The sequence below is a fragment of the Streptomyces sp. NPDC020489 genome, assembly GCF_044386545.1.
In the GTDB taxonomy this organism is placed as follows: Bacteria; Actinomycetota; Actinomycetes; order Streptomycetales; family Streptomycetaceae; genus Streptomyces.
In genome coordinates this window covers 617,931-644,278 of record NZ_JBIRUZ010000004.1, presented here as the reverse complement: position 1 = coordinate 644,278, position 26,348 = coordinate 617,931, and the positions used below count along the sequence as shown (strand labels likewise).

General features: G+C 71.6%; 28 protein-coding genes and 1 pseudogene. 15 read left to right on the top strand and 14 right to left on the bottom strand.

Going from position 1 to position 26,348, the window contains the following annotated elements; genetic code table 11:
• Positions 1-57 precede the first annotated feature (57 nt).
• Positions 58-1,023 carry a pirin family protein gene (locus tag ACH41F_RS13575; protein ID WP_391238570.1) on the bottom strand — a complete coding sequence of 322 codons (966 nt, stop codon included), beginning with the start codon at positions 1,021-1,023 and terminating at the stop codon, positions 58-60.
• Positions 1,024-1,132: 109 nt separating this feature from the next.
• On the opposite strand from ACH41F_RS13575, the gene ACH41F_RS13570 reads away from it, so the two are divergent.
• From ACH41F_RS13570 to ACH41F_RS13560, 3 genes are read left to right on the top strand one after another with little or no spacing between them, the layout of a single operon-like run.
• A complete protein-coding gene (locus tag ACH41F_RS13570; RefSeq protein ID WP_391238573.1) occupies positions 1,133-1,624 on the top strand; it encodes a MarR family transcriptional regulator in 492 nt (163 codons plus the stop codon).
• Positions 1,621-2,103, top strand: a complete 483-nt coding sequence (locus ACH41F_RS13565; RefSeq protein ID WP_391238576.1) for a MarR family transcriptional regulator — start codon at positions 1,621-1,623, stop codon at positions 2,101-2,103. Before ACH41F_RS13570 ends, ACH41F_RS13565 begins: the two co-directional genes overlap by 4 nt.
• Positions 2,104-2,153: 50 nt before the next feature.
• The gene (locus ACH41F_RS13560; RefSeq protein WP_398835214.1) at positions 2,154-2,507 is read left to right on the top strand and encodes a tetratricopeptide repeat protein; all 354 of its coding nucleotides are present in this window, start codon (positions 2,154-2,156) and stop codon (positions 2,505-2,507) included.
• Positions 2,508-2,562: 55 nt separating this feature from the next.
• On the opposite strand, the gene ACH41F_RS13555 is transcribed toward ACH41F_RS13560, so the two are convergent.
• Positions 2,563-3,960 carry a PepSY domain-containing protein gene (locus ACH41F_RS13555; protein ID WP_391238583.1) on the bottom strand — a complete coding sequence of 466 codons (1,398 nt, stop codon included), beginning with the start codon at positions 3,958-3,960 and terminating at the stop codon, positions 2,563-2,565.
• 139 nt (positions 3,961-4,099) lie between these two features.
• Between ACH41F_RS13555 and ACH41F_RS13550 the strand changes: the two genes are divergently transcribed.
• Positions 4,100-4,750 carry a peptide deformylase gene (locus ACH41F_RS13550; protein ID WP_391238586.1) on the top strand — a complete coding sequence of 217 codons (651 nt, stop codon included), beginning with the start codon at positions 4,100-4,102 and terminating at the stop codon, positions 4,748-4,750.
• Positions 4,751-4,879: 129 nt separating this feature from the next.
• Here the strand turns inward: ACH41F_RS13550 and ACH41F_RS13545 are convergent, their stop codons facing one another.
• Positions 4,880-6,307, bottom strand: coding sequence for an FAD-dependent oxidoreductase (locus tag ACH41F_RS13545; protein WP_391238589.1), 1,428 nt, complete (start codon positions 6,305-6,307; stop codon positions 4,880-4,882).
• A gap of 121 nt (positions 6,308-6,428) precedes the next feature.
• Between ACH41F_RS13545 and trxA the strand changes: the two genes are divergently transcribed.
• Complete coding sequence (gene trxA / locus ACH41F_RS13540; protein ID WP_391238592.1) at positions 6,429-6,815, top strand: thioredoxin; 387 nt, start codon at positions 6,429-6,431, stop codon at positions 6,813-6,815.
• Between the two features lie 25 nt (positions 6,816-6,840).
• On the opposite strand, the gene ACH41F_RS13535 is transcribed toward trxA, so the two are convergent.
• Genes ACH41F_RS13535 through ACH41F_RS13525 form a run of 3 tightly spaced genes read right to left on the bottom strand, consistent with a single transcriptional unit; the run spans position 6,841 to position 9,813 of the window.
• A complete protein-coding gene (locus ACH41F_RS13535) occupies positions 6,841-8,019 on the bottom strand; it encodes a 4-hydroxybenzoate 3-monooxygenase (protein ID WP_391238595.1) in 1,179 nt (392 codons plus the stop codon).
• 39 nt (positions 8,020-8,058) lie between these two features.
• A complete protein-coding gene (locus tag ACH41F_RS13530) occupies positions 8,059-9,105 on the bottom strand; it encodes a LacI family DNA-binding transcriptional regulator (protein WP_398835210.1) in 1,047 nt (348 codons plus the stop codon).
• Positions 9,106-9,132: 27 nt separating this feature from the next.
• On the bottom strand, positions 9,133-9,813 hold the full coding sequence (locus ACH41F_RS13525; protein ID WP_391238600.1) for a TetR family transcriptional regulator: 681 nt from the start codon (positions 9,811-9,813) through the stop codon (positions 9,133-9,135).
• 99 nt (positions 9,814-9,912) lie between these two features.
• Here ACH41F_RS13525 and ACH41F_RS13520 point away from each other — a divergent pair, with 99 nt between their 5' ends.
• Positions 9,913-10,476 carry an NAD(P)H-dependent oxidoreductase gene (locus ACH41F_RS13520; protein WP_391238603.1) on the top strand — a complete coding sequence of 188 codons (564 nt, stop codon included), beginning with the start codon at positions 9,913-9,915 and terminating at the stop codon, positions 10,474-10,476.
• Positions 10,477-10,563: 87 nt separating this feature from the next.
• On the opposite strand, the gene ACH41F_RS13515 is transcribed toward ACH41F_RS13520, so the two are convergent.
• Positions 10,564-11,469 (bottom strand): LysR substrate-binding domain-containing protein, encoded by a 906-nt coding sequence (locus ACH41F_RS13515; RefSeq protein ID WP_391238606.1) that lies wholly within the window; start codon positions 11,467-11,469, stop codon positions 10,564-10,566.
• A gap of 114 nt (positions 11,470-11,583) precedes the next feature.
• Here ACH41F_RS13515 and ACH41F_RS13510 point away from each other — a divergent pair, with 114 nt between their 5' ends.
• Complete coding sequence (locus ACH41F_RS13510; protein ID WP_391238609.1) at positions 11,584-11,865, top strand: hypothetical protein; 282 nt, start codon at positions 11,584-11,586, stop codon at positions 11,863-11,865.
• Here the strand turns inward: ACH41F_RS13510 and ACH41F_RS13505 are convergent.
• Together ACH41F_RS13505 and ACH41F_RS13500 are read right to left on the bottom strand one after the other, a co-directional pair.
• Positions 11,841-12,722 carry a TIGR03560 family F420-dependent LLM class oxidoreductase gene (locus tag ACH41F_RS13505; RefSeq protein WP_391238612.1) on the bottom strand — a complete coding sequence of 294 codons (882 nt, stop codon included), beginning with the start codon at positions 12,720-12,722 and terminating at the stop codon, positions 11,841-11,843. The two genes, ACH41F_RS13510 and ACH41F_RS13505, sit on opposite strands and share 25 nt — an antisense overlap.
• Before the next feature lie 189 nt (positions 12,723-12,911).
• Positions 12,912-13,874: a TerC/Alx family metal homeostasis membrane protein gene (locus ACH41F_RS13500; RefSeq protein WP_391238615.1), complete on the bottom strand. Its 963-nt coding sequence runs from the start codon at positions 13,872-13,874 to the stop codon at positions 12,912-12,914.
• 177 nt (positions 13,875-14,051) lie between these two features.
• Between ACH41F_RS13500 and ACH41F_RS13495 the strand changes: the two genes are divergently transcribed.
• The gene (locus tag ACH41F_RS13495; RefSeq protein ID WP_391238618.1) at positions 14,052-15,242 is read left to right on the top strand and encodes a CoA transferase; all 1,191 of its coding nucleotides are present in this window, start codon (positions 14,052-14,054) and stop codon (positions 15,240-15,242) included.
• Between the two features lie 59 nt (positions 15,243-15,301).
• Here ACH41F_RS13495 and ACH41F_RS13490 read toward each other — a convergent pair whose 3' ends face one another.
• The 3 genes and pseudogenes from ACH41F_RS13490 to ACH41F_RS13480 form a co-directional block, all read right to left on the bottom strand.
• Positions 15,302-15,874 carry a helix-turn-helix transcriptional regulator gene (locus tag ACH41F_RS13490; RefSeq protein WP_391238621.1) on the bottom strand — a complete coding sequence of 191 codons (573 nt, stop codon included), beginning with the start codon at positions 15,872-15,874 and terminating at the stop codon, positions 15,302-15,304.
• An 18-nt stretch (positions 15,875-15,892) separates the two neighbouring features.
• Complete coding sequence (locus ACH41F_RS13485; RefSeq protein ID WP_398835206.1) at positions 15,893-16,696, bottom strand: SGNH/GDSL hydrolase family protein; 804 nt, start codon at positions 16,694-16,696, stop codon at positions 15,893-15,895.
• A 418-nt stretch (positions 16,697-17,114) separates the two neighbouring features.
• Positions 17,115-17,573, bottom strand: a pseudogene (locus tag ACH41F_RS13480) (SRPBCC family protein); the annotation flags it as partial.
• Positions 17,574-17,745: 172 nt separating this feature from the next.
• Here ACH41F_RS13480 and ACH41F_RS13475 point away from each other — a divergent pair.
• On the top strand, positions 17,746-17,973 hold the full coding sequence (locus tag ACH41F_RS13475; protein ID WP_391238627.1) for a DUF6480 family protein: 228 nt from the start codon (positions 17,746-17,748) through the stop codon (positions 17,971-17,973).
• Positions 17,974-18,213: 240 nt separating this feature from the next.
• On the opposite strand, the gene ACH41F_RS13470 is transcribed toward ACH41F_RS13475, so the two are convergent.
• A complete protein-coding gene (locus tag ACH41F_RS13470; protein WP_391238630.1) occupies positions 18,214-18,516 on the bottom strand; it encodes a hypothetical protein in 303 nt (100 codons plus the stop codon).
• Positions 18,517-18,906: 390 nt separating this feature from the next.
• Between ACH41F_RS13470 and ACH41F_RS13465 the strand changes: the two genes are divergently transcribed.
• Positions 18,907-19,407 (top strand): hypothetical protein, encoded by a 501-nt coding sequence (locus ACH41F_RS13465; protein WP_391238633.1) that lies wholly within the window; start codon positions 18,907-18,909, stop codon positions 19,405-19,407.
• The gene (locus ACH41F_RS13460; RefSeq protein ID WP_398835203.1) at positions 19,404-20,579 is read left to right on the top strand and encodes a zinc-dependent alcohol dehydrogenase; all 1,176 of its coding nucleotides are present in this window, start codon (positions 19,404-19,406) and stop codon (positions 20,577-20,579) included. The genes ACH41F_RS13465 and ACH41F_RS13460 overlap by 4 nt, the downstream gene beginning before the upstream one ends.
• Positions 20,580-20,588: 9 nt before the next feature.
• Here the strand turns inward: ACH41F_RS13460 and ACH41F_RS13455 are convergent, their stop codons facing one another.
• Complete coding sequence (locus tag ACH41F_RS13455) at positions 20,589-21,272, bottom strand: HemK2/MTQ2 family protein methyltransferase (RefSeq protein ID WP_398835200.1); 684 nt, start codon at positions 21,270-21,272, stop codon at positions 20,589-20,591.
• Between the two features lie 363 nt (positions 21,273-21,635).
• Between ACH41F_RS13455 and ctaD the strand changes: the two genes are divergently transcribed.
• The 4 genes from ctaD to ACH41F_RS13435 all read left to right on the top strand — a co-directional run bounded on the left by ctaD (position 21,636) and on the right by ACH41F_RS13435 (position 26,348).
• A complete protein-coding gene (gene ctaD / locus ACH41F_RS13450) occupies positions 21,636-23,348 on the top strand; it encodes a cytochrome c oxidase subunit I (protein ID WP_391238642.1) in 1,713 nt (570 codons plus the stop codon).
• A gap of 152 nt (positions 23,349-23,500) precedes the next feature.
• Positions 23,501-23,977: a DUF2243 domain-containing protein gene (locus ACH41F_RS13445; protein WP_398835197.1), complete on the top strand. Its 477-nt coding sequence runs from the start codon at positions 23,501-23,503 to the stop codon at positions 23,975-23,977.
• Complete coding sequence (locus ACH41F_RS13440; protein WP_398835195.1) at positions 23,974-24,810, top strand: cytochrome c oxidase assembly protein; 837 nt, start codon at positions 23,974-23,976, stop codon at positions 24,808-24,810. The genes ACH41F_RS13445 and ACH41F_RS13440 overlap by 4 nt, the downstream gene beginning before the upstream one ends.
• A 335-nt stretch (positions 24,811-25,145) precedes the next feature.
• On the top strand, positions 25,146-26,348 hold the full coding sequence (locus tag ACH41F_RS13435; RefSeq protein WP_391238651.1) for a hypothetical protein: 1,203 nt from the start codon (positions 25,146-25,148) through the stop codon (positions 26,346-26,348).

Here is a 26,348-nt window from a genome sequence, read left to right as displayed (position 1 = left end):
TCGCCTTCCCGGCCACCAGGGTATCTGGACTAGCGGTCCAGAGTCTAGACGCGCTGTCTAACGCGTCCGCCCCCGCGGCTTCAAGGGCAACGGCGGCAGCTCCGGAGCCGGCAAGGGCGCCCCGTCGTAGCCCTTCACCTCACCGAAGCGGGTTCCGGTCATCCAGTCGCTGCGGGCCTGCTCGATCTCCTCCTGGGACCGTCCGATCCAGTTCCAGAACATGATCAGCTCCTCCTCGAAGGGCTCACCGCCCAGGAGCATCAGCGAGGCGTCCGACGCGGCGCGCAGCGGGAGTTCGGCACGGCCGCAGCCGAGGTACAGCATGGAGCCGGGCAGCACCGGGACGCCGTCCACATGGGCCTCGCCGGACATGGACAGCACGGCGTACTCGAAGTCCGGCTCCAGGGGGAGGCGCACGTCCGCGCCGTCGGTGAGGGTCAGGTCGGCGCCGACGATCGGGGTGTACGCGGTGCCGGGTGAGGTCGCTCCGTCGAGGTGGCCGAGAATCAGCGTGGCGGTGACACCGGGCGCGGTGACGAGCGGCAGCTCGGCGTGGTGCTCGAAGTGCGGATCGGTGTGGCGGTGGCGGTCGGGAAGGGCGACCCACAGCTGGGCGCCGTGCAGGAAGCGGGCGTGCGACTTCGGGCTCTCCTCGGAGTGGCTGATGGCCCGCCCGGAGGTCATCAGACCCAGCTCGCGCGGGCGGATGGTCTGGAGGCTGCCGGTCGAGTCGCGGTGCAGCACCTCGCCCTGGTGCAGCCAGCTGACCGTCTGCAGGCCCATGTGCGGGTGCGGCGGCACTTGCATGCCGGGCTCGTCGGCGATGTCGTCGGGCCCGTAGTGGTCGACGAAGCACCACGCGCCGACCATCCGCCGCCCCAGGTTGGGCAGCAGTCGGCGGACCTCGGTGGCTTCGCCGAGTCTGACGGTGCGAGGGCTGAGGAGTTCGCGCACGGGTTCCGCCACCACGAAGCCGCGGCCGCCGCACAGGGCGGGAGCCGGCTCGCGATCAAGATTGCTCATGGCGCCCAACCTAGCCCTGCCGGTGAGATCCCGTCAGTCCGTCCCCGTGGCCGTCCGGGAAGCCAGAAAATGGTAGCCATGTATATGGTAGCCATGTACTGTATCTGGCATGAGCAAGGGTTCCGAGAAGGCCACACCCGGCTTCCTGGTGTGGCGGCTGTCGATGAAATGGCGCACCGCGGTGGACCGCGCACTGGCCCCGCTGGGCCTCACCCACGCGCAGTACTCGCTGGTGGCGTCCCTGTACGGCATGCAGCGCGACGGTGAGCGCCCCAGCCAGCGCCGCCTCGCCGACCACACCGGACTCGAGCCGCTCTACGTCTCCAAGCTGGCCCGGTCACTGGAGGCCGCGGGCCTTCTGGAGCGCTCCCGGGATCCGCGCGACCCCCGTGCCGTGCAGCTGGCCCTCACCGAGGGGGGCCGCGTCTCGACCCGGCGGGCCATTCAGGTCGTCCAGGGGCTGCTGGAGCAGTTGCTGGCACCGCTCGGCGGTCTCGACAGCCCCCGCACCCGGGAGTTCAGCCGGGAACTCGCGGCCCTGCTCGACGCACCTCTCGACCCGCTCGCCGACGCCGGCGAGTCCGACAAGGAGCAGCCATGACCACCACCACCGCACCCCTGCTCAACCCCCGGACCATAGCCCTGGCCCACTACGCCGCCCGCGCGGTCCTCGAACGGGTGTTGGCCCGCCACGGTGTGACGTTCCAGCAGTCCGTCACCCTCCGGCCGGTCGCCGTCGCCGACGGCCCGATCCGGCGGGACGAGCTCGTGGGCAGCGTGGTCGGCTCGTTGAAGATCGACGCCGCCGAGGCGCACGGCGTGGTCGACGAGTTGATCGCCGCGGGGCTCCTGGCCGCCGAGGAGCCGGCCCTGGTCCGGATGACGCGGGCCGGACGTGAGCTGTACGACCGGACGACCACCGAGGCCGCCCCGATCACGGCCCGTGTCTACGCCGGCATCCCGGCGGAGGACCTGGCCACGGCCGGACGGGTGCTGACCCTGATCACCGAGCGGGCCGACGCCGAACTGGCCGCCCTCACCGACTCGGCGGCCGTCACCGCCACACCCCCCAGCGAGTAGTGGAATATTGAACAACCTTCCCCCGTTGACGGCGGCGAAGGAGGTCACGAGTGGAGACGACGTACTACGACCACGGAACGCCGGCGGAGCGCTGGGAGCGCGCGCTGATGTTCTTCGACGCCAAGGACTACACCGCCGCGGCGCGTGTCCTGGACGGGCTGGTCGAGGAGGTGCCGGAGCAGACCGGACCGCGGCTGCTGCTGGCCCGCTCCTACTACCACTCCGCCCAACTGCGGCGCGCCGAGACCCAGTTGCGCCTCATCGTGGAGCGCGACCCGGTGGAGCAGTACGCGCGTCTGATGCTGGGCCGCACCCTGGAACGCCAGGGCCGCGGCGAGGAGGCCGAGCCACACCTGCGCCTCGCCTCCGCACTCGCGGGCGACTTCGACCTCGACGAGCGCTGAGCACCACGACAGGGGCCCGGTTCCGTGACGGAACCGGGCCCCTGTCGTCGTACGGTCAGACCGCCGCGGCGGAGCGCCTGCCCCTGCGGTGGTCGATCTCGCCGAGGACCACGTCCAGGACGAGGAACGCGGCCAGCGGGATGCCGAGCAGCGGGACGTAGTAGCCGAGGGCGGCGACGGCCGCCACGCACGGCAGCAGGATCGGCGCCGGCACCTTCTGCCAGGCCCCGCGCGGGATCGGGCGGCCGAAGGCGGAGCCGCGGCCGCGCTGCCACCACATCCGGTAACCCCACACGATCAGCAGGATCAGGGAGAGCGCGAGCAGCATCAGGGCGATCTGGTTGACCAGCCCGAAGAGGGTGCCGGTGTGCAGGTCGATGCCCCAGCGGGTCAACTTGGCGAGGACCGGGTAGTCGGCGAACCGAAGCACGTCCGTGACCTCCCCGGTGGTGGGGTCGATCGCCGCCGCGTCCTGCTTCTCCGGCCAGCTGCGCTGCACCTGCTTCACGACGTACGTCGACGAGGCGTCCGCGGGCGGGACGATCTCGACCGGGTCGCCGAGCCCCTCGGCCCGGGCCGCCGCGAGCACCTTGTCGAGGCCGACGCCGTGCTCGGCGTCCCCCGTCGCGGCGGACGTCCCGTGCCCGGAGTGGTCGCCGCCCGCGGCGGCGGAGACCGACGGGGTCGACTGGCCCAGCTCGGTGCGCAGGACGTCGATGTTGGCGCCGGCGTAGGTGGACCAGGTCAGACCCGTCACCGACAGGAAGAGGAACCCGGCGGCTGCCCACGCGCCGACCGCGCCGTGCAGGCCGAGGGTGCGGCGTCGACCGCTGGTGCCGCGCAGCTTGCGTCGGGCCCGGCGGCGGGTGAACCACAGCACCAGGCCGGCGCTCGCTATCACCCACAGCCAGCTCGCGGCGAACTCGCTGTAGAGGCGCCCGGTCTCGCCGAGGTGCAGATTGCGGTGCAGCTCCGAGATCCAGGTGCGCAGCGGCAGCGCACCGGAGGAGCCGTACTGCTCCAGGGCACCCTCCACCTTGGCGGTGTAGGGGTCGACGAAGACGGCGAGCGTGTGGTCGGCGTCGACGCCCTCGACGCCGGAGAGCAGGACCCGGGTGGTCGCGTCGGCCTGCGGGGAGGGCCGGACGGCGGCGACGGTGCCCTCCGGGTGGGCCTCGCGGGCGGCGTCGACCTGCTGGGAGATGGGCAACTTGGCGTCGCCGACCTCCGAGACGGTCATCTCGTCGGCGTAGAGGATCTTCTCGGCCTGGAAGGAGGCGGCGTACAGCAGTCCGGTGCAGGCGGCCACGAGCAGGAACGGCGCGACGAACAGCCCGGCGTAGAAGTGCAGGCGCAGCACCAGGGGGCGCAGTGGCGCCCAACTGCCGCGTGACGGCTTCGGATCGGCGGCCTTCGGGGGCTCGTCCGTGGTCGTCGTGAGAGCGGAGGTCATCGGCGGTTCTTCTCCGGGGCAGGGGACGGTTCTCGGCGGTACCGGTCCAGTAGTCGGGCGAGGAGGCCGCCGAGTTCCCGGCGCGGGAAGTGGCCTGCGTCACACGGGGGCGGAGCGGGGTGCATGGCATCCTGACGCGATGGCAACTCCCCGTCATCACACGCCCCTTGCGGAACTGGTCGAGGAACTCCTCGCGGCCGGGGGACCGCTGCCGATCGTCGCGGCCGGCGAGCCGGTGCTGCGGCGCGGCACCGAGCCGTACGAAGGACAGCTGGACGCGGCGCTGCTGGCCCGGTTCGTCGAGGCCCTGCGCGTCACCATGCACGCGGCACCGGGCGTGGGTCTGGCCGCGCCGCAGGTCGGTGTCCCCCTGCGGATCGCGGTGATCGAGGACCCGGCGCCGGTGCCGGAGGAGATCCGCTTGGCGCGCGGCCGGGTGCCGTTGCCGTTCCGGGTGCTGGTCAATCCGGTGTACGAGCCCGTCGGTGCCGCGCGTGCCGCGTTCTTCGAGGGCTGTCTGAGCGTGCCGGGCTGGCAGGCGGTCGTGGCGCGGCACGCCGAGGTGCGGCTGCGGTGCGAGGACGAGCACGGGCGGGCCGTGGACGAGGTGTTCTCCGGCTGGCCGGCGCGGATCGTGCAGCACGAGACCGACCATCTCGACGGCACGCTCTACCTCGACCGTGCGGAACTGCGGTCGCTGTCGTCGAGTCAGGCGGTGGCGGAGCGCTGGGCGCAGCCGACGCCCGAGAGGGCCGCCGAGTCCCTGGGCTTCGAACTGCCGGGGCAGTAGCGGGAAGGCGACGACACCGGCGCCTCCCCTGCCTCCCCGGCGACCGCGTCGCGTGACGGCGCCGCGCCCGGAGTCCGAGCAGGACCCGTGGCACGAGGAACCACCTGGAGTTCCTCGTGCCCGCGTGCGTCAGTTGTCCCGGTAGCTCTCCAGCAGCCGCAGCCACACCTCGCTGATCGTCGGATAGGACGGCACGGCGTGCCAGAGCCTGCTGATCGGGACCTCTCCGGCGACGGCGACGGTGGCGGAGTGGATCAGCTCCCCCACCCCCGGGCCGACGAACGTGACCCCGAGAAGGATCTCGCGCTCCAGGTCGACGACCATGCGGGCGCGGCCGCGGTAGCCGTCGCCGTACAGGCTCGCGCCGGCCACGTTCGCGAGGTCGTAGTCGACGGCGCGGACCCGGTGGCCCGCCTGTTCGGCCTCGGCCAGGGAGAGGCCGACGGAGGCCGCCTCCGGGTCGGTGAAGACGACCTGCGGGACCGCCGAGTGGTCGGCGGTCGCGGCGTGGGCGCCCCAGGGGTCGGTCTCCAGCAGGGGGGTGCCGGAGGCGCGGGCGGCGATGGCGGCGCCCGCGATCCGGGCCTGGTACTTGCCCTGGTGGGTCAGGAGGGCGCGGTGGTTGACGTCGCCGACCGCGTAGAGCCAGTCGCTGCCGGTCACGCGGAGGCTGTCGTCGACGTCCAGCCAGGAGCCCGGTTCGATGCCGACGGTGTCCAGGCCGATGTCGTCGGTGCGCGGGGCGCGGCCCGTGGCGAAGAGGATCTCGTCGGCCTCGATGCGCTCCCCCGCGTCGGTGACGACCACCACGGTGCCGTTCTCGCGGGTCACCGACTCCACCGAGGTGCCGGTGCGCACGTCGGCGCCCGCCTCGGTGAGGGCCTCGTGGATCAGCTCGCCGACGAAGGGTTCCATGCGGTTGAGCAGGCCCTTGCCGCGGACCAGGAGGGTGACCCGGGAGCCCAGGGCCTGCCAGGCGGTGGCCATCTCGGTGGCGACCACGCCGCCGCCGACGACGACCAGACGGCCGGGCGCGGCCTTGGCGCTGGTGGCCTCCCTGCTGGTCCAGGGCTTGACCGTGTCGAGTCCTGGCAGATCGGGCAGGACGGCGCGGGTGCCGGTGCAGACGGCGACGGCGTGCCGGGCGGTGAGGACCTTGTCGCCCACGGTGACCGTGCGCGGGCCGGTGAGGCGGCCGTGGCCGCGGTAGAGGTCGGCGCCGACGCCCTCGATCCACCGGACCTGGCCGTCGTCCTTCCAGTGGGAGGTGAACTCGTCCCGGCGGGCGAGGACCGCGGCCGCGTCGAGGGGGCCTTGTACCGCGGGTGCGAGGCCGGGCAGGCGGCGGGCGTCGGCCTGGGCGATCACCGGGCGCAGCAGGGCCTTGCTGGGCATGCAGGCCCAGTAGGAGCACTCGCCGCCGACCAGCTCGCTCTCCACGACCGCGGTGGAGAGACCGGCCGCACGGGTGCGGTCGGCGACGTTCTCCCCCACGGGCCCGGCACCGAGCACCACGACGTCGTAGGTGCTGTACACAGTGGATTCCGTTTCCGTCATGGGGTCAGTCTGCTGGGTGGTGTGCGCTCGGGCCACATGGGTACGCGCGCGGAATACCCACTCGGTCCGCCGTGTTTGTGCCGACGGCTTCGCCCCGACATCAGGAAGAGGGATTCACGCCATGAGCAAGACCGTGGAGCTCACCAAGGAGAACTTCGACCAGACGGTCACGGACAACGACTTCGTCCTGATCGACTTCTGGGCGTCCTGGTGCGGGCCGTGCCGTCAGTTCGCGCCCGTCTACGACAAGGCCGCCGAGGAGAACCCCGACCTGGTCTTCGGCAAGGTCGACACCGAGGCGCAGCCGGAACTGGCCGCCGCTTTCGGCATCCAGTCGATCCCCACGCTGATGATCGTCCGTGACCGGGTGGCGGTGTTCGCGCAGCCGGGCGCGCTGCCGGAGGCGGCGCTGGCCGACGTCATCGGGCAGGCCCGGAACCTGGACATGGACGAGGTCCGCAAGTCGGTCGCCGAGCAGCAGGCCAACTCCGAGCAGGACGGCCAGTAGGCGCAGGGGACGTGGCCCGGCGGGCTCACCACTCCAGGGGAAGTCCCGTGTAGTTCGCGGCCAGTTCGGCGGCGGCGTGCCGGGACGCGGTGATCCGGCGGAGCCGGGCGAGCTGGAGGCGGTGCTCGAACGCGTCGGCGTCGGGCCGGGTGTGCAGCATGGTCGTCATGTCGTACGAGAACCGGGTGGCCTGCCAGACGCGGGCGAGGCTCGCCCGCGGGTAGGTGTCCAGGAGCCGTTCGGAGCCGGTGCGGTGCAGTTCGGCGAAGGCACGGCCGAGGAGGCAGACGTCGGACACGGCGAGGTTGAGGCCCTTGGCGCCGGTCGGCGGGACGATGTGGGCGGCGTCGCCGGCGAGCAGGAGCCGGCCGTGGCGCATGGGTTCGTGGACGTGACTGCGCATCGGGGTCACGGACTTGGCGGTGATCGGCCCGCGGCCGAGGGTCCAGTCGCCGTCGATGGCGAAGCGGGCGGCGAGTTCGTCCCAGACACGGTCGTCCGGCCAGTCGTCGGGATCGGTGCCGTTGGGGACCTGGAGGTACAGCCGCGACACCCGGGGCGAGCGCATGCTGTGCAGGGCGAAGCCCCGCTCGCCACGGGCGTAGATCAACTCGTCGCAGGACGGGGCGACATCGGCGAGGATCCCGAGCCAGGAGTACGGATAGTCGTGCGCGTACGTCCGGCTGATCCCGGCCGGGACGGCGGCGCGGGAGATGCCGTGGAAGCCGTCGCAGCCCACCACCCAGTCGCAGCTCAGCGTCTGCTCGCTCCCTTCGTGCACGAACCGCACGAGGGGCGTGTCCGACTCCGGCCTCTCGACGGCGAGCGCCTCGGCCTCGAACAACAGCGGTGGACCCTCGGCGAGTTGGAGGGCGACGAGGTCTTTGACGATCTCGGTCTGGGCGTAGATCGTGACGGTGCGGCCGCCGGTGAGGGCCGGGAAGTCGATGTGGTGCCGTTCCCGGTCGAAGCGCAGTTCGATGCCCTGGTGGACCAGCCCCTCCGCGTCCAGACGCCGGGCCGCGCCGCAGGCGCGCAGGGCGTCGACCGTGCCCTGCTCCAGCATTCCGGCGCGCTGGCGCTGTTCGACGTACTCCCGGGTCCTCGCCTCCAGCACGACGCAGGCGATGCCCGCGCGGTGCAGCAGACGGGCCAGGAGCAGTCCGGCGGGGCCGCCGCCGATGATGCCGACCGTCGTGCGCATCGCACGCCTCCCCTGGGTGACAGCCTGGGGCACAGGCTCTCAGCTGGAGTCGCGGGGCACCACCGTGGCCGCGAGGACCTTGTGCGTCTCGGGAGCGGCGCCGGGGTCGCGCACCGCCCGGTCGACGAGCTCGGCGAGGTCGCGGCCGGAGGGCAGTTCCAGGTGGACCGTGCTCAGCCGGGGCCGCAGGAGGCGGCCCAGCATCAGGTCGTCGGCGCCGATCAGCGCCGTGTCGCCCGGCACGTCGATCCCCTGGTCCTGGAGGGCCCGCAGCAGCAGCATCGCGTACTCGTCGTTGTACGCGAACACGGCGTCGAGGCCGAGTGCGCGCCAGCGGGCGGCGAGTTGGGCACCGGCCTCCTCGGTGCAGGCCAGGGGGAGGCGGGTGACGGTGGCGTCGGTGCCGTCGAGGGCGTTGCGTACGCCCGCCAGGCGGGGCAGGGAGAAGGCCTCCAGGCCCGCCTCCTCGGGGACCACCACGCCGATGCGGCGTCGGCCGCGCTCGTAGAGGTGGGTGGCGGCGCGGTGGCCGACGGCCTCGTGGTCCATGAGCAGGGCGTGGGCGCCCTCGACGGTCTCGGGGCCGAGGGTGACGACGGCCCGGGCGCCGGAGCGCTTGAGGATCGCGACGCCGTCGGGACCGAGCCCGGCGCCGGGCACCAGGACGGCGACCGGGCGCAGTTCGGCCCAGGCGCGGGCGGCCTCGTCGCCCTGGAGTCCGACGCTGCCGTGCTGGACGACGGTGTAGTCGAGGCGGCTGAGGGCCCAATGGAGTTCGTTGATGAACTGTCCGTAGAGCTGACCGACGGGGACGGTCGGGGCGGGCATCAGGACCAGGCGGCTGTGTCCGGCGCGCAGGCTGCGGGCGGCCGCGTGCGGCACGTACCCCAGCTCCTTGGCGGCCTCGTGGACCCGGCGGCGGGTGGGCTCGCTGATGCGGACGGCACTGGTGTTGTTGAGGACGTAGGAGACGGTCGCGCGCGAGACGCCGGCCAGCCGGGCCACATCGGCGCTCGTGGGCACGGAGCGCGGTGCGGGCGACGCGGGGGCGGGCGTTTTCGGTATCTGCACCATGACGTCACGCATCTTTGCAGAGCCTGTGTGAGCCGCCTCTCAGTGGGTCGCCGCGGTGCCCGTCACGCGGGCCACCAGATCGATCCAGCCGTCCTCCAGCCGTTTCATCGGCATCCCGCACTCCCTGGTCAGATGGTGGATCAGGGCGGGGTCGAGGTATCCGAGCAGGGATCGCGCCAGCAGTTCGCAGTCGGCGTCCGGCACGATCTGGCGCAGCAGGACCGTGACGTGCAGGGTGAGCGCGCGCTGCGAGGGATGGGAGAAGCGGCGGGTGGGCTCCGGCACGGCGGCGAGCTGGAGGTCCAGCTGTTCGTCCGAGCGGTACAGCACCGCCACGCCGAACGCCCGCAGCCGCTCCAGCGGCGGCGCCCCGGGGCCCAGGGGCGGCGGGCCGGCGAGGAAGTCCTCCTGGAGCTTTCTCGCCGAGTGGTCGAGGAGCGCCATCAGCAGACCGGTGCGGTCGCCGAAGCGGCGGAAGACGGTGCCCTTGCCGACCTGGGCCGCGGCGGCCACGGCCTCCATGGTGACCCCGGCGGCGCCGTGCTCGGCGATCAGTCGGGCGGCGGCCTCCAGCAGCCGGGCCCGGTTGCGCGCGGCGTCGGCGCGCAGGCAGGGCTCGTCACCGGACGGGCCGAGCTGCACCAGTTCGGCCTCGCCCGAGGGGTCCTGAGGCCTGGGAAAGGGCGGCAGAGAGGCGGGCATGAAGACAGCGTAAAGCATCCGGAATGAAACTGGACCGCGGTCCGGTTAGGGTGATAGAACGTAAACGGACTTCGGTCCGGATACATGACGGCAGTGTTTCAGCATCTTGGAGTTCGCATGTCTGTTCGCATCCTTGCGCTCGTCGGCAGCCTTCGCGCCGGTTCGCACAACCGCCAGCTGGCCGAGGCGGCCGTCAAGTTCGCCCCCGAGGGTGCGACGGTCGAGGTCTACGAGGGCCTGGCCGACATCCCGTTCTACAACGAGGACATCGACGTCGAGGGCAGCGTCCCGCCCGCGGCCGCCAAGCTGCGTGCCGCCGCCCAGGCCGCCGACGGCTTCCTGTTCTTCTCCCCCGAGTACAACGGCACCATCCCGGCCGTCCTGAAGAACGCCATCGACTGGCTGTCGCGCCCGTACGGCGCCGGGGCCTTCGCCGGCAAGCCGGCCGCCGTGGTCGGTACCGCCTTCGGCCAGTTCGGTGGCGTCTGGGCCCAGGACGAGACCCGCAAGTCGCTCGGCATCGCCGGTGCCACGGTCCTGGAGGACGTCAAGCTCTCCATCCCCGGCTCCGTGGTCCGCTTCGCCGAGACCCACCCGGCCGACGACGCCGAGGTCGCCGAGCAGCTCACCGAGGTCATCACCCGTCTGCACGGCCACGCCGGCGAGACCGTCGCCGCCTGACCGCACCTCACGGTGAGGGGCCGGAGCTCATGGAGCTCCGGCCCCTTCCGTCTGTCCCGAGACGGCCCAGACGCCACGACGTCCCGTTCAGGCCACCGCGCCCGGCGCCAGCTCCCGCAGTTCCGTCAACGCGGCCTCGACGGCGGGGCGTTCCCGTCCCCCGCGGCGCGTGCAGGTGAGCAGCTTGCGGTGCGGGTCGCCCGTGCACGCCACGCGGGTGATGGGCAGGTCCGGGGTGAGCTGGGCCAGCCGCGGGATGAGCGCGACGCCGAGCCGGTGGGCGACGAGTTGGGCGGTGACGTTCCAGTCCACGGCCTGGTGGACCACGCTGGGGCTGAACCCGGCCTCCCCGCAGGCGGACACGATGTGCGTGTGGCAGGGGCTGTCCGGCATGGGGGCGATCCAGTCCTCGTGCGCCGCGTCCGAGAGGTCGACGCGCTTCCTGCCGGCCAGCGGGTGACCGGCGGGGACGACCAGGTCGAACGGGTCGTTCAGAAGCGGCTGTTGGTCGAAGCGGGCGTCGTTCAGCGGCGGGTTGTGCGGGGTGGCCTCCACGATGGCGAGGTCCGCCTCGCCCTCGAAGAGCAGGTCGAAGCTCGTCGGCACGTCCGCCTCCCGGACGTGCACGGCCAGGCGCGGATGCCGTTCCTGCAGCCGGACGGCCATCGGCGCCAGCAGCACCGAGATCGCCACCGGGTACCCGCAGACCCGCAACGGCCCCGCGGGGGCGCCCTGTTCGGCGCGCAGGTCCAGCTCGGCCTGTTCCCAGCGGGCCTGGATGGCGTCGGCGTGCGCGAGCAGGGTCTCGGCGGCCGGGGTGAGACGGACACCCCGGCCCTGAGGTTCGAGGAGGGTCACGTCGAGGTCGCGGGCGAGCTGACGGATCTGCTGCGAGGCGGCGGACGGGGTGAAGTGCAGGGCGCGGGCGGCCGCGGTCACCGTGCCGTAGTGCGCGACCGCGCGCAGGACGTGAAGCCGACGGAGGTCAATCATGAAGCCCACGCTTCAAGGTGAGGTCCGGAAAGTCAACCTGGACGTGCACGGTGACGGCGGCGCACCCTGGTGGTGTCGCGACGGTCAACCAGCCACGACCTGTGAGGAGTTCCGATGACCAGCCCGACCAGCCCGACCGGCCGGACCGGCGCACCTGAGGCGTCCGGAACCACCGGCACCCCTGGGACGACCGGGACCGTCTGCCCGCACTGCGGGTGGCCGGACGGCGCCGAGCCCTTCCAGGTGGTGTCCCGGCACGCCACCGCGGCGGGTCGCACGGTGTGGACCCGCTGCGGCTGCGGTTCGCTCCAGGTCCGCGTGGTCGACGACCGCGGGACGCGGATCGTCTCCCGCAGCGGGCCCGCCGCCCCTCAGCCCAGTTCCGCCAGCCGCTGAACCGCCGGGGCCGCGAACCGCTCGATGAACCGCGCCGGCTCACCCGTGCGCGGGGACAGGATCACGGTGTCGATGCCGAGTTCGGCGTACCCGGTGATGTCCTTCGTGAAGGCGTCGAGGTCGCCCGTGGCGAGCGGTTCCCCGGAGTAGGCGACCGTCTTGCGGATCGTGTCGTAGTCGCGGCCCTCGGTGTCGCAGTGGCCGCGCAGGACGTCCAGCTTGTGCGCGACCTCCTCGGGAGTGGTGGTGAAGAGGTTGCACGCGTCGCCGTACCGGGCGACGAGGCGCAGCGTCTTCTTCTCGCCGCCACCGCCGATCATGATCTCGGGGCGCGGATCGCTGACCGGCGCCGGGACGCAGAGGGTCTCGGCGAGCCGGTAGTGCGTGCCCTCGAACGGGCCGTCGTCGTCCGGGTCCCACATCTGCAGGCAGATCCGCAGGGCCTCCTCCAGCCGCTCGAAGCGTTCCGCGACCGGCGGGAACGGCACCCCGAGGCCCGCGTGCTCCCGGTCGTACCAGGCGGCACCGATCCCGAGGGTGGCCCGGCCGCCGGACAGCACGTCGAGCGTGGTGGCGATCTTGGCGAGCAGTCCGGGGTGACGGTAGGTCACGCCGGTGACCAGGGCGCCGAGTTGGACCGTCGAAGTGCGGCCGGCGAGATAGCCGAGGGTCGTGTAGGCCTCCAGCATGGGGTCCTCGGCCCGGTCGTTGAACTCCATCTGGAAGTAGTGGTCCATGACCGACAGCCAGCCGAGCCCGGCGGCTTCGGCGGCGGCGCCCGCGGCGCCGAGCTCGGCGGCGAGCGCGGGGCCCCCTCCGGGGTGGTCGAACCGGTTGATGTGTACGCCCACGCGCATGGTCGTCTCCGTTCACCAGGGCCTCATCGACCCTGGCGACGCTAGAACTTCGAGTGCTCTCGAAGTCAAGAGGCGCCACCGCGCACACCGCGCGACATCAGACGCCTCCGCGCGAGCCCCGGACCACCGCCGTACGGGCCCCGGATTCGATCGCCGCCGCGCGAGCCCGTACCGCCGTCGTACGGTCCGCTAGGCGGCCCGCTCCGCCTCCCGCTGCCTCTTGGAGGCCCGCAGGCTCGTGAACGTGGTGACGGCGAGGACCAGCACGATGAAGCCCAGCGAGAACGGGATGCTGATCTCCGGCACGTGGACGCCGGACTCGTGCAGCGCGTGCAGCACCAGCTTGACGCCGATGAAGCCGAGGATGATCGACAGGCCGTAGCTGAGGTGGACCAGCCGCTCCAGCAGGCCGCCGATGAGGAAGTACAGCTGACGCAGGCCCATCAGCGCGAACGCGTTCGCCGTGAAGACGATGTACGGGTCCTCGGTGAGGCCGTAGATGGCGGGGATCGAGTCGAGCGCGAAGAGGACGTCGGTGGAGCCGATCGCCAGCATCACGACCAGCATCGGGGTCATGACCCGCTTGCCGTTCTCCTCGATCCACAGCTTGGTGCCGTGGTAGCGGTCGGCCACGCCGAAGCGCCGCTCGACCATCTTCAGCAGCTTGTTCTCCTCGTACTCCTCCTCGTGGCTCCCCTTGCGGGCGTCCTGGACGAGCTTCCAGGCGGTCCAGATCAGGAAGGCGCCGAAGAGGTAGAAGACCCAGGAGAACGTGGAGATGATCGCCGCGCCGGCCGCGATGAAGGCGGCGCGCAGCACCAAGGCCATCAGGACGCCGACCATCAGCACGCGCTGCTGGTACTGGGAGGGCACCGAGAACTTCGCCATGATCAGCACGAAGACGAAGAGGTTGTCCACGCTCAGCGACTTCTCGGTGATGAACCCGGCGAAGAACTCGCCGCCCGGCTTCGCGCCGCCGAAGACCAGCAGGCCGATGCCGAAGAGACAAGCCAGCACGACCCAGACGGCCGTCCAGATGCCGGCTTCCTTGATCGACACGTCGTGGGGCTTACGGCCGATGAAGAAGTCGACGGCGACGAGCGCGCACAGCGCGGCCACCGTCAGCAGCCAGACGGACAGGGACACGTTCACTTGTTACTCCTGGTACTGGTGGGCCTCACAGCGTTCTCTCATGTCCTGACATCCTTCCACCTACGGGAGGTGAACAAAGCGTGATGACATGGCAAGGGCACCCTCGAGCACGCGGCGCGTACGAATGACCGGGATCACTTTGACGAGCCCGTTGATGGGGCCGTACGAATAGGCCGTATGAGCGTCCCTCAGTCACCCCTGTCCGGGATCACGGTCGTCAGCCTGGAGCAGGCGGTGGCCGCTCCCTACGCCACCCGGCAGCTGGCCGACCTCGGCGCCCGTGTCATCAAGGTGGAGCGACCGGGCGGCGGGGACTTCGCGCGCCGGTACGACACCACGGTGCACGGTCACTCCAGCTATTTCGTCTGGCTGAACCGCTCCAAGGAATCCCTCACCCTGGACCTCAAGGACCCGCGCGGCCTGGAGATCCTGCACCAACTCCTCGACGGCGCCGACGTCTTCGTGCAGAACCTCGCCCCCGGCGCGGCCGACCGCCTCGGCCTCGGCACCGCGGCGCTCATCGAACACCGGCCCCGGCTCATCCCCTGCACCATCTCCGGCTACGGCACCGACGGGCCATGGGCCGACCGCAAGTCGTACGACCTGCTGGTGCAGTGCCAGACCGGCCTGGTGTCACTGACCGGCACCCCCGAGGAGACCGCCCGGGTCGGGATCTCCGTCGCCGACATCGCCGCCGGGATGTACGCCTACAGCGGAGTCCTCACCGCCCTCTACACACGCGCCACCACCGGCAGGGCCCACCCGGTGGAGGTCTCCCTGTTCGAGGCGCTGGCCGAGTGGATGGGCCAGCCCGCCAACTACACGCGCTACGGCGGCAGTCAGCCCCCACGTCTGGGGACCCAGCACGCCACCATCGCGCCCTACGGCGCCTTCACCGCCGCCGACGGCCACGACGTGCTGTTCTCCATCCAGAACGAACGCGAATGGGCCGTGCTGTGCGCGCGGTTCCTCGGCGACGCCGGGCTCACCGACGACCCGCGCTTCGCCACCGGCCCCGACCGGGTCGCCCACCGCGACGAGGTGAACGCCCTCGTCGCCGAGCGCTGCGCCCGCTCCGACGCCGCCGAGATCCTCCAGGACCTGGAGGCGATGGGCATCGCCTGCGCCGGGGTCAACGACGTCGCCGCGTTCCTCGACCATCCCGTGCTGGCCGCCCGGGGCCGCTGGCGCGAGGTGGGCGTGCCGGGCGGCACCGTGGAGGCCCTGCTGCCGCCGGCCGACCTCGCGGGTCTGCCCGCGCGCATGGACCCCGTACCGGCGGTCGGTGAGCACACCGACGCGATCCTCACCGCACTCGGCCGCAGCCGCGACGACATCCAGGCGCTCCGCGCCGACGGCGTCGTCTGATCGCGGGGTGCACTACTCGTACGGCGCGGCGTACGGCTGCGGCGCAGCGGCCGGTGGTGTCAGGTCTCGTCGGCGGTGCGCGCTCGCTGGGCGAGCCTCTTCAGGGCGGTCTCGCCCCACTGGAGGTTGGACCGTTCGAAGGCCATGCCGCCGAGGAGGGTGAGGTAGGGGCCGATGCGCTCGGCCTCGGCGACGTACTCGTCCTCGGTGCGGCCGGCCAGCATGCGCTCCCGCATCCGTTCGTAGCGGGCCAGCTTGGCGGTGGACCGCTCCACCCGTTCGACGATCGCGGTGCGTACGGCGTCGATGTCACCGATGTCGACGGACTGGACCTTGACCATCAGCTCGTCCCGGATGGCCGTCGGTTTCGCGGGCGCCTCGGTGATGTAGTCGCGCAGGACCTCCAGGCCGGCCTCGGTGAGGGAGAACAGGCGTTTGTTGGGGCGGCGCTCCTGCTGGACGACGCGGGCGGAGACGAGACCGTCGGCCTCCATGCGCTCCAGTTCGCGGTAGAGCTGCTGCGGGGTGGCCATCCAGAAGTTGGCGACGGAGGCCTCGAAGCCCTTGGCGAGGTCGTATCCGGAGGCCTCGCCCTCCAGCAGGGCGGCCATCACCGCGTTGCGCAGAGCCATGGGCCCCAACCTAATTGATTACTCAAGGTGAGAGGTACCGGCGGGCAGGAGCACCGGGAGCAGTTCGGGGCGCTTGGCCTGCCGATCGTCGCCGGAGGACCGGCCTCGGACCCGTCGCAGGAGCCAGGGGCCGAGGAAGGAACCGACCCACCGCAGCTCGTCGCCGATCGCGCGCAGCCCTGAGGCGGTTTGCCGGTCGGCGGGCAGAGGCAGGGACCAGCTGCCGTCGCCGCCCGGCAGCGCGAGGGCGTCGGCGACCGCGGCGGCGATCCGGGCGTGGCCGAGCGGGTTGGAGTGCAGCCGGTCCGGGCTCCACAGGCGCGGGTCGGTCGCGACCGGGTGGTGGGAGAACTCGGCGACCACGACGGCGTGCCGTGCCGCCGCCCGGCGAATGCGGTCGTTGAGGGCGAGCACCCGGGGGCGCAGTGGTCGCGCCAGCGGGGTGATGCGGGCCACGTCCGGGAAGGTCATCGTGGCCACTCGCGTGCCCCGCGCGGTGAGCGCGGCGAACATCGCCTCCAGATGTCCGGCCACCTCGTCGGCGTCGAAGCCCGGTCGCAGCAGGTCGTTGACGCCGGCGACGACGGTGGCGAGGTGAGGCTCCAACGCCAGGGCGGGCGCGAGCTGTTCGGCCCGCACCTGTCCGGCGAGACGGCCCCGGACGGCGAGGTTGGCGTAGAGCACTTCCGGGGTGTCCCGGGCGAGTTGCTCGGCGAGCCGGTCGGCCCAGCCGCGAAGTCCCTGCACGTCGTCGCCGTCACCGCAGCCCTCGGTCTGGCTGTCGCCGAGGGCGACGTATCTCAGGGGACCGTTCTGCGCCATGACCGCTGCCTCACTTACCCAAGGAGTCACCTACTCACTTTGTTGAGTATAGCGTCACGGCGCGAAATGTAATGGCGCGGAACATCACGGCGATCGTCACGCCATTGACGTAAGCGACTTGTCGACTTTCAAATGCTCAGGGCGCCGCGGGCCTGGGGCGCCGACCATCGGAGGGCCCTGTCGCGTCCCTGAACGCGAGCCGCCCCGGGCGGACCGCTGGTGTGCGGATCCGCCCGGGGCGTTTTTGTCCCTGGCGTGCTCGAACGTCTCAGACGAGCGGCGTGCCGCCCGGGCCACCGGTGCCGCCCGGCCCGCCGAAGCCGCCCGTGCCACCCGTGCTGCCCGGGCCGCCGAAGCCACCCGTGCTGCCCGTGCCCCCGATGCCACCGCTACCAGGGGTGCCGCCGAGGCCGCCGGCCTCGTCGGGGCGGATGCGGCCGCGCCAGGCGCCCGACTCGCCGCCCCGCTGCTCGATGTACTCCTTGAAGCGGCGCATGTCGCCCTTGACCCGACGGTCGAGCACCCCGAGCATGTCGGCGCCCTTCTCGGCGAGACCGCTGGGCTCGACGTCCATCGTCAGTTCCACGCGCGTGTGCGTGTCGTCCAGCCGCTGGAACCGCACGGTGCCGCGCTGCTTGACGTCGCCCTCGACGACCCGCCAGGTGATGCGGTCGTCCGGCAGCTGGTCGACGATCTCGGTGTCGAACTCCCGGCGCACACCACCGATCTTGGTGGTCCAGTGGTTGTGCTTGTCGTCGACCTGCCGCACCTCCTCGACGCCTTCCATGAAGCGCGGGAACTCCTCGAACTGAGTCCACTGGTTGTAGGCGGTGTGGACGGGGACCTCGACGTCCACCGATTCCTTGACGGTGCTCATCAGTCGTCCTCCTCACTGCTTGTGGTGGCCGCCGGGTACCCGGCGGAGCGGGGTCAAGACCCCTGAAGATGTGAAGAACACCTCGTTCGACGGGCCCCTTGGTGGGGATGGGCGCGTCCGGGTACTCGGTCCGGCGACGGCCGTTCCCGGTTCGAGGAAAGGAGCGTGCGTCATGACCAGTCCCGATCCGGAGCCGCGGCAGAGTCCGGGACTCCAACCCGGTGCAGGCGTGCCACCCGGCGAGACCCCGCCCGGGGAGTCGGGCATCTCCGGCATCTCCCATCCGGAGCCTCCCGAGCTGCGCAAGGGGTGGGGGGCGATGCCCATCACCGTGATCATGGTGATGGTCGTACTCGTGGCGATCGGGTTGATCGCCATGATCGTGGAGCTGATCGCCTGAGAACGCACCCGGGCCACCGGCTCGGGGCGGCTGAGGACCGGACGCGGCGGCCCCACTCGGAGCGGCTGAGGACCCGACGCGGCGCCCCCACTCGAGCTAAGGACCGGGCACGGGGAGGTGCTGCGGCCCGTCACGGCGGCGCGCCCCTGTCGGCCCAGGCCCCACGGGATCACGCAGCGGGCGGGGCACCTCGCCGGGTGCCGCCGCCCGCGTCCCGCGATCCGTCAGCCGTCACGTCGGTCAGTGGCGTGAGCTGTCCGTGGGTTCGTGCGATCCGCTCTTGGCCAGCCCGCGGCTGATCAGGTAGCCGATGCTCAGCAGGGTGACGTACAGCCATGCCTGGTCGGCGGGGAAGCGGTCCACGCCGTCGGAGCCGTCGCCGACCGCGAGGGAGGCGATGAGGACCGCGATCACGGATGCCGCGTAGACGAAGAGTTCGGTGGTCTTGAAGGCGGGCTTGGTCTCGGTCCGCGTGCGTGGCGCGCTGAAGGTGTCCCGGGCGCCGCCGGATTCCGGATACCCGGGGGACGAGGCTGCGGTCATGACGTGTCTGCCTTCTGGATGGATTCCGTCCGACGGTCGCCGGACGGCCGCACGCGTACCCGGCGGACCGACGGGGGAACGCCCGCTCCGGCACCGGCACGGCGACCGGGTCGCTCGTCGGCCGGAGACAGGCGTGACGGCAGGGGCCCGTGTGGCCCAGCGGGCCGGGTCGGGCGAGGGGCGGGGGCGAGGGTGCCGCTGGGTCGGGTGGGCGGCCGCCACTACGGCCGGAAGTGCACGCCGCTGAAGTGACCCGACGCACAAGTCTCTGACCTGGGCGAATACGCCATACGGCCGGGTCGGCCCCCTGCCGCGCAGCCTGCGCGGCGGGGTTTTCGCGGTCGGGCGGGGGGCACTCGCGCGCCGCTGTCGGAAGAAGGAGTGAAGGACATGCGAAGGAAGAGTGACACCCGGGGGAAGCGCGCCCTCGGTCTGTGGGCGGCCGGGGCCGTCGTGGCCGCGGGCGGCTCCGTGGCCGTGGCCCGTGCGAAGGGCCGGGCGAGCGGTGGCGCCGAGAAGGCCGAGGAAGGGCGCTGGCATGTGATCACCGTGGGGCGGCCGCGCCCCGAGCTGATGCCGGACGGCAAGCTCCCGCCGCCGCTGGACGGTCTGGGCGACCACGTGGAGATCAGGGCCGCGGACGCGCCGGGAGGGCGCGGTACCGAGATCGCCGCCCGGCGCACCGGGGCACGGGACGACGTCGAGGGGATGGAGAGCGAGGCGGGCGCGTCGACGGACGAGCGGATCCGCGAGGCGCTGCGGGAGTTCAAGCAGCTCACCGAGACCAATGAGGTGCTGCGCACCGAGGGGCAACCCACCGGGAAGCGCAGGCCGGGTGGCATCCCGCTGGCCCGGGCCTCCCGCCGGGCCCGGAAGGAGGGCCTGCTGTGAAGGCGCTGTGCTGGACCGGGGTCGGGAAGCTGGACGTGCAGAACGTCCCGGATCCGACGATCCTCAACGACCAGGACGCGATCGTGAAGGTCACCGCCAGTTCGGTCTGCGGCTCCGACCTCCATCTGCTCAACGGATACATCCCGGCCATGCGCGCCGGCGACATCATGGGCCACGAGTTCGTCGGCGAGATCGTCGAGACCGGGCCGGGCGTGCACCAACACCGCCCCGGTGACCGGGTGGTGGTCTGTTCCATCCTCGGCTGCGGCCGCTGCCGTCAGTGCGAGGAGGGCTGGTGGGCGCTGTGCGACAACTCCAACCCCCAGCCCGCCTTCACCGAGACCGCCTACGGCAGCCCGACCGCCGGCATCCTGGGCTACTCGCACGCCATGGGTGGCTTCGCGGGCAGCCACGCGGAGTACGTCCGCGTCCCCTTCGCCGACCACGGCGCCTTCACGGTCCCGGACGGACTGGCGGACGAGGAGGCGGTGTTCGCCTCGGACGCGGTGCCGACCGGGTGGATGGGCGCGGAGCTCGGCGGGGTACGGCCCGGTGACGTGGTGGCCGTGTGGGGCGCGGGCGGCGTCGGCCAGATGGCGGCGCGGGCCTCGGCTCTGCTGGGTGCCCATCGGGTGGTGGTGATCGACCGGGTCCCGGAGCGGCTGGAGCAGGCGGAACGCCACTGCGGGGCCACGACCCTCGACTACACCGACGTCGACGTGGGCCCCGCGCTGCGCGAGCTGACCGGCGGCCGCGGTCCCGACGTGTGCATCGAGGCCGTGGGCATGGAGGCCCACAAGAAGGGTCCGCAGTACCTGTACGACCGGGTCAAGCAGGGCCTGCGGCTCCAGACGGACCGCTCGGTGGCGCTGCGTGAGGCCATTCACGCCTGCCGCAAGGGCGGCACGGTGTCGGTCCTCGGCGTGTTCGGCGGCGTCCTCGACAAGTTCCCGTTCGGCGCGGCGATGAACAAGGGGCTGACGTTCCGCATGGGCCAGCAGCACGGCCAGCGGTACATCCCGATGCTCCTGGACCGCATGGCGGCCGGTGAGATCAGTACCTCCCACCTGGCCACCCACCCGATGCCGCTGTCCGAGGGACCGCGCGGCTACCGGATGTTCCAGGACAAGAGCGACGGCTGCGTGCGGGCGGTGCTCCTGCCGCAGGAGTGAGCGGTCGCGTCACGGCCGTACGGCGCGGACGACCACCAGTTCCTCCCGGTCGTCGTCCGCGTCGACCAGACCCTGCCGCACCAGCCACGACCGCCGGGACCGCAGCACGGGGCCGTACGGCACGACCGCGCGCTCGGCGACCGAGGCGCTCAGCCCCCGCTCCGTCAGCCGGCGCAGTGTCTCGTCGGTCCCGCACAGGCCGGAGTGCACGATCAGCAGCACCCCTCCCGGACGCAGCATGGTGGGAGCCGCCGCGCAGATCCGGTCCACGAAGACCCGGCCGTCGGCGCCCGCATCCCAGGCCCGCGCCGCGCCCCGACGGGGCAGCCGGTCGACGGGCGAGGGCACGTAGGGCGGATTGCTGACCACCAGGTCGTACGACCGTCCCGCGACGGCCGTCGTCAGGTCGCCGCGCAGGACGCGGACCCGCCGGCCGGCCAGCAGCGCGTTGACGCGCGCGGTGACCACGGCCAGCCGGGAGACGTCCACGGCGGTCACCCGGGCACCCAGCCGGGCCGCGTGCACGGCGACGGCGCCGCTGCCGGTCCCGAGGTCCAGCACCTCGGTCGCGTCGTCGATGTCCTCCCGGCCCAGTGCCTGCATCAGCAGCCCGGTGTCCCACTGCGGGGCGTACACGCCCGGCGGGGTCAGCAACCGCGCCGGCGGCGCCGGCATCAGCGTCTCCGCCACCATGGGCATCTCCGTTCGTCTCCCCCAACAGCTGTTTCTGCCGTCACTCTGGGTGCCCCGGCTGCGGTGATCCATTCACAGCACCCTCCTTCACGGCCGTGACCTGGGATTTCCGGGTCCGTGGTGGCGTGGGGAGGGACATCGGCGTGTGGGTGGCGGCGCTGCGGAGCGGCCACGACCCGCCGTGTCGGCCGCCGTGGCTCCCGCGCGGGGCGCGGCGCGGATACGGTGACATATCGGCAGGCATAGCTCCCGTCGGACTGGTTACACGCTGCGCAACCGAGGGGCCGGGAGAGCGGCAATCACCGGTGTCTCATCCGCCCGCGTGACCGTCTGCGCACCGACCGCTTCCGAGCGAGGACACCCATGGCGACACGTACGGAACCCCTGGCCCCGGTCCCGGCGGCGGGGCGCCGCAACAAGGGCCAAGTGATCGTTTCCTGGCTGACCACCACCGACCACAAGAAGATCGGCCACCTCTACCTGATCACGTCGTTCGGCTTCTTCCTCATCGGCGGGGCGCTGGCGATGCTCATCAGGGCGGAACTGGCCCGGCCGGGCCTGCAACTGCTGTCCAACGAGCAGTACAACCAGTCGTTCACGATGCACGGCACGATCATGCTGCTGCTGTTCGCCACCCCGACCTTCGCCGGGTTCGCCAACGCGATCATGCCGTTGCAGATCGGTTCCCCGGACGTCGCCTTCCCGCGGCTGAACATGTTCTCGTACTGGCTGTTCCTGTTCGGCGGTCTGATCGTGCTCAGCAGCTTCCTCACGCCGCAGGGCGCCGCCGACTTCGGCTGGACCGCCTACACCCCGCTCAGCGGTCCCGTCCGCAGCGGATACATCGGCGGGGACCTGTGGATCATGGGGCTGGCGCTGGCCGGGTTCGGGACGATCCTCGGCGCGGTCAACTTCATCACCACCATCATCTGCATGCGCGCCCCCGGTATGACCATGTTCCGCATGCCGATCTTCACGTGGAACGTGCTGCTCACCTCGGTGCTGGTGCTGCTGGCCTTCCCCGTGCTGGCGGCGGCGCTGCTCGCGCTGGAGGCGGACCGCCGGTTCGGCTCGCAGGTCTTCAACGCCGAGAACGGCGGACCGATCCTGTGGCAGCACCTGTTCTGGTTCTTCGGCCATCCCGAGGTCTACATCCTCGCCCTGCCGTTCTTCGGGGTGATCAGCGAGATCATCCCGGTGTTCGCCCGTAAACCGATCTTCGGTTACATCGGGCTGATCGGCGCCACCATCGCCATCACCGGTCTGTCCGTGACGGTGTGGGCCCACCACATGTTCGCCACCGGGGCCGTGCTGCTGCCGTTCTTCTCCTTCATGAGCTTTTTGATCGCGGTGCCGACGGGCGTGAAGTTCTTCAACTGGATCGGCACCATGTGGAAGGGCTCGATCTCCTTCGAACCACCGATGCTGTGGGCGACCGGCTTCCTCGTCACGTTCCTCTTCGGCGGGCTGACCGGCATCATCCTGGCCTCCCCGCCGATGGACTTCCACGTCCACGACACCTACTTCGTGGTGGCGCACTTCCACTACGTGCTGTTCGGCACGATCGTCTTCGCCATGTTCGGCGGATTCAGCTTCTGGTGGCCGAAGATGACCGGCACCATGCTCGACCACCGCCTGGAGAAGATCCACTTCTGGACGCTGTTCGTCGGCTTCCACACCACGTTCCTCATCCAGCACTGGCTCGGCGCCGAGGGCATGCCCCGCCGCTACGCCGACTATCTGGACGCCGACGGCTTCACCGCCCTCAACACCGCTTCCTCCATCGGCGCGTTCCTCCTCGGGCTGTCCACGCTGCCGTTCCTCTACAACGTGTGGAAGACCGCGCACCGGGGGGAACGGGTCGAGGTCGACGACCCCTGGGGGTACGGCCGTTCACTGGAGTGGGCCACCTCCTGCCCTCCCCCGCGCCACAACTTCAACACCCTGCCCCGCATCCGCTCCGAGTCGCCCGCCTTCGACCTGCACCATCCCGAGATCGTGCGGCACGACCCGAAGGAACAGACCGGCAAGCGCGACGTCCTGGACGCCGGGGGCCACGAGGGCGAACAGGGGTGAGGCACGCGGCTTGGCGCGCCGGCGCGTGAGCACGGCCGGCGGCTGTGGCCTCCTCGCGGGGCGGCGGTCCGACATCCAGCGTGACGACCGGGCGCAGGCTCCCATGACGACGTGCGAGCCCCGCCCCCTGCCTACGACGGGAGATCGGCCCCATGGATGAACCGGCCCGCTCCGAGGCCCGTCGGTCGATGGCCGTGTGCGCGCTGATCGGGGCGGCGCTCATGGCCGCGGTCGACGAGATCGTCTTCCACCAGATCCTGGGCTGGCACCACTTCTACGACCGTTCCACCAGCGGCGTCGGCCTGCTGTCCGACGGGCTGCTGCACACGGCAGAGCTGCTGGCCCTGGTCGCCGGCCTGTTCCTCTTCGCCGATCTGCGCCGCCGCGGCGCCCTGGCCCCGGCCCACGCGCGCGCCGGTGTGTTCCTGGGCCTCGGCGCCTTCCAGCTCTTCGACGGCATCGTGGACCACAAGCTGCTGCGCCTGCACCAGATCCGCTACGGCGTGGACGTCACGGCGTACGACTGGGCGTGGAACATCGCCGGGCTGATCCTGCTCCTCGTCGGCGTGGTCCTGGCGGTGCGCGCGGGACGGCGACCCGGCGTCGACGGGCCCGGACCGGCGAAATGACGCTGGCCCACGTCCATCCGGACCCGGTCGCGGGCCCCGGCACGGCCGCGCCAGTGACCGCCGCGGCCACGCTGCTGGTGCTCGCCTACGCGGTGGTCGCCCGGCGCCTGCGGCGGCGCGGGGACGTCTGGCCGTTCGGGCGGGACGTGTCGTTCACCGTCGGGGGCCTCGCCGCGGTCTGGGCCGTGTCGGCGACACCGCCGGGCGGCCCGTTCACCCAGCACGTGCTGCGGCATCTGGTCCTCGGCATGGCGGTCCCGCTGCTGGTGGTCCTGGCCCGTCCCCTCACCCTCGCCCTGCGCGCCCTGCCGCCCGGTCGTCCGCGCCGTGGCCTGCTGGTCCTCGCACACTCCCGCCCGGTCGGCCTGCTCCTGTGCCCGCCGGTGGCGGCTGTGGTGGACGTCGGGAGCCTGTGGCTGCTGTACCGCACCGACCTGTTCGCGGCTCTGACGAACCGGCCACCGCTGCACGGGGTGATGCAGGTGCACATGGTCGCCGCCGGTCTGCTGTTCACCGCCGCGGTGTGCCAGCTCGACCCGGTGCGCCGCCGCTGGAGTCTCGGCGTGCGCGCCGCGAGCCTGCTGGCCGCCGGTGCCGCGCACGGCGTCCTGGCCAGGACCCTGTACGCGCTGCCGCCGCCCGGCACCGCCTTCGCCCCCTCCGACCTGCACAGCGGCGCTCGATGGATGTACTACGGCGGCGATGCCATGGAGCTCGCCCTCGCCGTGGTGCTGGGGCTGAGCTGGTACGGGTCCCGCCGTGCTCCGCGCGGGCGCGGCGGGGACACCCGGCGACCGTCGCGGAAGACTGCCACCCGAGCCACCGTCCCGTGACCACGTGCCGGGGCGGCACCGATCCGGCCATCGTCCGACGGGCGCCCGAACCGCGCCCGCCCCGGCCTCACCTTCGGGCAACTCCCCTGCCTCGACGGCGTGTTCGGGAGGGAGGCGTCGGTCGCCGGGGGCACCGGAACGACGGCCGTCGGGCAGCGGGAGGAGGCGCTCGGGCATCGACCGTCGTCACCGGCGGTCGGCCCCGGGCGGGCGAGCGCGAGGAGTGCGCCCCCTCTGGCCGGTTCCGCCCTCTGCCCGCCGCCCCGACAGGTTGCCCCCGACGGGCCCGGGTACTTGGCGCCGAGCCGGAACCGGCCCCCAGCGAGGAGACCCTCATGGGCTTCAACCCGCTCGACCACCAAGGCATCCCCCTGGACCGACAGCTGCGCAACTGGCGCGAGCTGGACGTCGAACCCGTCGACCCCGACCACGGCGACCCGTACACCAAGTGCCGCATCATCGCGATGAACGGCATCGAGGTCGAGGCGATCCTCTTCAGCCACCAGTTCGCCCGCCACTGTCCCGACCCGGACGTCAAGCGGCAGCTGGCGGAGGTCCGTTACATCGAGCACCAGCAGCAGAAGGTCGTCAACTGGCTGCTGCCCGGCCTCGCCTCGGTCCTGGAGACGACCATCTCCTACGAGCAGGTCGCGGTCGACCTCACCGGCTGGATCGCCCGCCACGAGCCCGACCCGTACCTGAAGCAGGCGTACGAGTTCGGCGTCCTGGAGGACTTCGACCACCTGTACCGCTACGCCAACCTCTACGAGATGATCGAGCACCGCAAGGCCGAGTCGATCGTCGAGGGCCTCACGGAGGTGATGCCGGGACGGCCGACCAAGTTCCACCACCGGCACCCCGCCGACAACGTCCGCGAGCCGTACGACCGTTCGACGGTCAACCCGCTCTCCCGGCTGCACGCGCTGACGATCATGGCGGCCGAGCAGCAGACCATGAACTTCTACATGAACGTCGGCCCGCAGTACATGGAGCCGATCGCCCGGCAGCTCTACCAGGAGATCGGGCTGATCGAGGAGGAGCACGTCACCCACTACGAGTCGCTGGTCGACCCGGGTGAGACGTGGTGGGAGCAGCTCGTCACCCACGAGTACAACGAGTGCTACCTCTACCACTCGTTCATGGAGCAGGAGCCCGACCCCAAGGTGAAGGCCGTCTGGGAGCTGCACCTGAACATGGAGCTCGAACACCTGCGGATCGCCTGCGACCTGATGCGCCGTCATGACGGACGCGAGCCTCAGGAGATCCTCGCCCCGGAACTGCCGAACGTGCTCACCTTCGAGGAGAACAAGCAGTTCGTCCGGGGTCTGCTGGACACCCAGATGGATCTGACGACCCTCGGCACCGGCTATGTCCGGGACGCCCACGAGCGGTTCGAGAGGCTGCAGGAGCAGATCCACGGCGGCGAGGAGCCGCCCAGCGAGCGGGTGATGGCCCAGCACCGGGAGATGTTCGGCCGCGAGTACCGCATCGAGTCGGAGGGCGAGCACCCCGACGTCGCCTCGCGGGAGAGGAGCTGA